The sequence below is a fragment of the Desulfofundulus sp. genome (assembly GCF_049701015.1).
Lineage (GTDB): Bacteria > Bacillota > Desulfotomaculia > Desulfotomaculales > Desulfovirgulaceae > Desulfofundulus.
This window is the reverse complement of record NZ_JBNATZ010000251.1, coordinates 1-3,569: the sequence shown is the minus strand read 5'-3', so window position 1 is coordinate 3,569 and position 3,569 is coordinate 1. Positions and strand designations below refer to the sequence as shown.

The 3,569-nt window shown below is 54.2% G+C and carries 3 protein-coding genes; all 3 read right to left on the bottom strand.

The genetic code is table 11. The features are described from left to right. Positions 1–1,152, bottom strand: a 1,152-nt coding sequence (locus tag ACPLUI_RS12600; protein WP_424660606.1) for an IS200/IS605 family accessory protein TnpB-related protein, incomplete at its 3' end; no start/stop codon positions are given. Then, entirely contained in the window at positions 1,118–1,780 is a 663-nt protein-coding gene (locus tag ACPLUI_RS12595) for an IS607 family transposase (RefSeq protein WP_424660605.1), read from the bottom strand. The genes ACPLUI_RS12600 and ACPLUI_RS12595, both read right to left, overlap by 35 nt. Positions 1,781–1,880: 100 nt before the next feature. Next, positions 1,881–3,320, bottom strand: coding sequence for an amino acid permease (locus ACPLUI_RS12590; RefSeq protein ID WP_424660604.1), 1,440 nt, complete (start codon positions 3,318–3,320; stop codon positions 1,881–1,883). Positions 3,321–3,569 lie beyond the last annotated feature (249 nt).

The window sequence follows — 3,569 nt, the reverse complement described above, 5'->3', positions numbered from 1 at the left end:
AGCGCGCCGGAAACCGCGGGCATATTCAAGGTCCGGTATGCGGATGTACATAAAGCCGTTCGGGTACGGTATCACCTGGAACTCGCCCTCGTACTTGCCCAGGTTGAGCGGGTAGGGTATCTCCATGCCCTCCGGCCAGGGCTCCGGCTGGCCGGTAGGGCCAACGTTGCACAGACCCACGCCGTCCGGGTTGGTGTCCACGGACAGGCAGCCCCTCGCAAAGTCAGGTTCCGGTGCTCCTGACAAGTTAAAGGTCAGGTGGACCAGATACCGACCATCAACAGTACGGATGAGTTCCACCGTGTAGGGCAATCCCATCGCCAGCCAGATACGCACCATATCCCTGTGCTTTTCCGGCAGCCAGAGCTTGCCTTCCACTTTAGGAGCGCGGGTCATGATGGGGCGGCCTTTGGCATCAGTACCTCTTTGTTCCGATAGGTGAGAAATAGTAACAGCCAGCCGGAATTCACCGTTTTGGTGCGATACCTTGAAGTGCGGGTTGCCGCCTTTGGTTTCATCGCCCTGAGTGTAAAGCCTGTTCTTCCGGGCGGCGCGCCACTCTTCACGGGTCGTCCGCCTCTTGCAGACGTCCTTCCAGAGCTTTCTGCCGCCAAAGACCACCTTGGGAATGGTTCCGTTTTCCTGGTGAGCCTTGAGTTCGGCTAGCTTTTTCTCTAAAGATGCTACCCGGGCGTTTTTGCCGTCGATTACCAGCCGGAGCTTATCTATCTCTTCGGGAGCGGCACCTTTCTTTTCAGCTCTAGCCAGCTTGCGCATGGCTTGTCCCAGCTTCCCCCTGGCCCGGGAGAGTTTGCTTTCGGTTTCGTCAATTTCGATTCCCAGAAGTTCCTTCTGGGAGTCGATAACAGCTTTCGCCTTTAACCGGGCGTCGTCGGCGTAGCGGGAATTGAGACCGAAGATCTCCTGGCCGCGTTTCTTTACATCATTCCGGGAAGCACCTTCCAGGAGACGATTAAAAGCCCAGCGCATACAGGAGCAGAACAGGCGCATCTCGGTGTCCAGAGGGTCTTCGTCACCCCGGCTCCACTTCCCGGAGCGGAAGGCAGGGTATACCTCCGGGAAAAATTCGCCGCAGACGGTGTAACTTATGCCGCTGTCAGGACTGCTCGACTTCTTTTCCCATTTCCTCATCTGGCTTCACTCCTGCGATCAGCTCCTGAAAACCCTGCTTGATCTTTTTGCCGCCCCTGCTGCCGTACAGACGGGCGGAAAAGGAAGTAACTATAGCCAGCAAGTCCCGCACCAGTTCGGAATGGGCATCCTCCGGCTCTTTTTCAGCTATGGCGATTATTTCTACGCCGCAGTACCTTAAATGCCGCTCGATGTACGAATATCCGAACCGGGCCAGCCGGTCGGGGTATTCGATGATAAGCTTCTTGTATTCGCCACGCTCAGCCAGCTTGAGTACATTCGATAAACCGCGGCGCTTCTGGTTTAAACCGCTGGCTACGTCCGTAAATTCCGCCCTGACGGTAAATCCGTTTTCCCGGGCGTATTGCCGCAGCCGTTCCATCTGCCGGTCCAGGTTGCCTGCGTCAGCCTGCTTTTTAGTGGATACCCGGGCATAGAGCACAACTGTTTCCTGCCCATCAGTCAACTGACCGGACTGCAACAGCCTGTTGAGTTCGTCCATGGAGTACCGGCGCTGGCCTCCGGGCAGACGAACGGGCTTAATTAAACCGCGCTTCTCCCAGTTGCGCAGACTGTTAGGGTGGACGCCTAATTTTTTTGCCGCTTTGCTGATGGTTAACAGTTCCATATTTTTATGGTAACTGTTTTGTCACGTTTTGTCAATATTTGTTGGTTTGTTAGCAACTGCTACGAACCTCCCGTCCCCTGAAAGGGACGGGAGGAAGTCACTATGCGGTCGCTTTATAGCGTCGTCTAACAAAAAGGAAAAATAACGTTGCATATATGATGGCCAGCAACAAGCCACTAACCATTCCAGGGATCTGGCCGCGAGCCAGAGGGATCGAAGCCACAACGACCAGCAAAAGTAACAGAGATGCATAGGGAAGGTAGGGATAACCCGGTACGGCAAAAGGCGTCCTGGACTGGGACACCTTTTGGCGGAAGCGGATATAGGTAACAGTTATCACCGCCCAGTTGAAAAGGGAAATAAAGCCGCTGGCACTGGCCACATAGAGAAAAACCTTTTGTGGGAGTAAGTAGGCCAGAATAACGGCGATGCTCAAGAAAATACTGCTGGCGGCCAGTGCCCGGGTAGGTATGCCCCGCCGGTCTGTTTTTAATAAAAATCGGGGAGCTTCATGCCTTTCGGCCAGGGATTTGAGCATTCTGGTCACTCCGAACATGGTGGTATTCATACTGGAAAGTACGGCCATGATAATAATGGCGTTTAACAGGTGGCTCCCAAAGGGGATGCGCAACCTTTCGAGAACCGTGACAAAGGGACTGGAAGTGACCGGAACGGTGAACCAGGGCAAAAGACCGACCAGCACGAAAATAGCACCGGTATATAAAAGGGTCACTGTCAGGCCGGTACCCATAACAGCCCGGGGTATGGTATGCCTGGGATTAGTAGCCTGTGCCGCTGTCATACATACCACCTGAATACCGGAATAGGCAAAAATAACCAGCAAGAGAGAGGCAAAAACTCCTTTTATACCCCGGGGGAAAAATCCTCCGTAGGCAAAATAATTGACAGTTCCAACCGGTGCCATACCGGGCCACAGCCCGGATAAAACGGCCAGGCCGACCAGGATGAGTAGAAAGAGAGCCACTATTTTTATGCCCGAAAACAACCCTTCAATGCGGGTGAACCCCCGGATATCCAGCAAGTTAATACCGGTGATTAGCAGGGAGAAAAACAGGCTGAATAGCCACAGCGGCCATTCGGGCAGCCACCAGTGCATCAGCAGAGCGGAAGCCGTAACTTCCGTAGCCATACCCAACACACCTGAAGACCAGTACATCCAGCCGGTGACAAAACCCATCAGGGGACCTAAATAGCAGTTAGCGTAGTCGCTGAAAGCCCCTGTGGAAGGCCATGCAGCCTCCATTTCGGCCAGGTAGAGCATTATCGGTATGACCACCAGAGCACCAGCCAGATAAGATAGCACTGCAGCCGGCCCGGCTATGCGTACGGGAATCCCGCTGGCCACGAAGATACCGGCACCAACAACGCCGGCCAGGCCAATCATAATGATTCCCAGTATCCCTATGTTTCTGTCGGCTGCTCCCATCCGTACCGCCTCTGTACCAGCGGCCAGTTCCGACGATGCCTCCTCGTTTACCCGGAGTTCTGTGCAAAACTGATGCAGTTTTCTTCCGGTCAAAATGTTCACCTGCTTTTTTTTAGGTTATTTTAACCGGACCGCTTCCGGGCTATCATAGACCACTGTGACTACTCCCTACCCCTGAAGGGGTAGGGCTTCTACGAGTCCTACCCGTACCCCCAGGATCATCGGTTTACCTGGCGCATTGGGTGTTGCGAACTGGCTGTTTTCCCCGTGTTACGAATTGGATGGACACATGCGGGTAACTCTGGTACAGACGCCTTTCGGCTCCCAGAGGGGGCGGTCACT

Excerpts from the sequence above, each read along its gene's own strand:
- ACPLUI_RS12595 (WP_424660605.1), bottom strand. The coding sequence starts at position 1,780 with ATGGAACTGTTAACCATCAGCAAAGCGGCAAAAAAATTAGGCGTCCAC.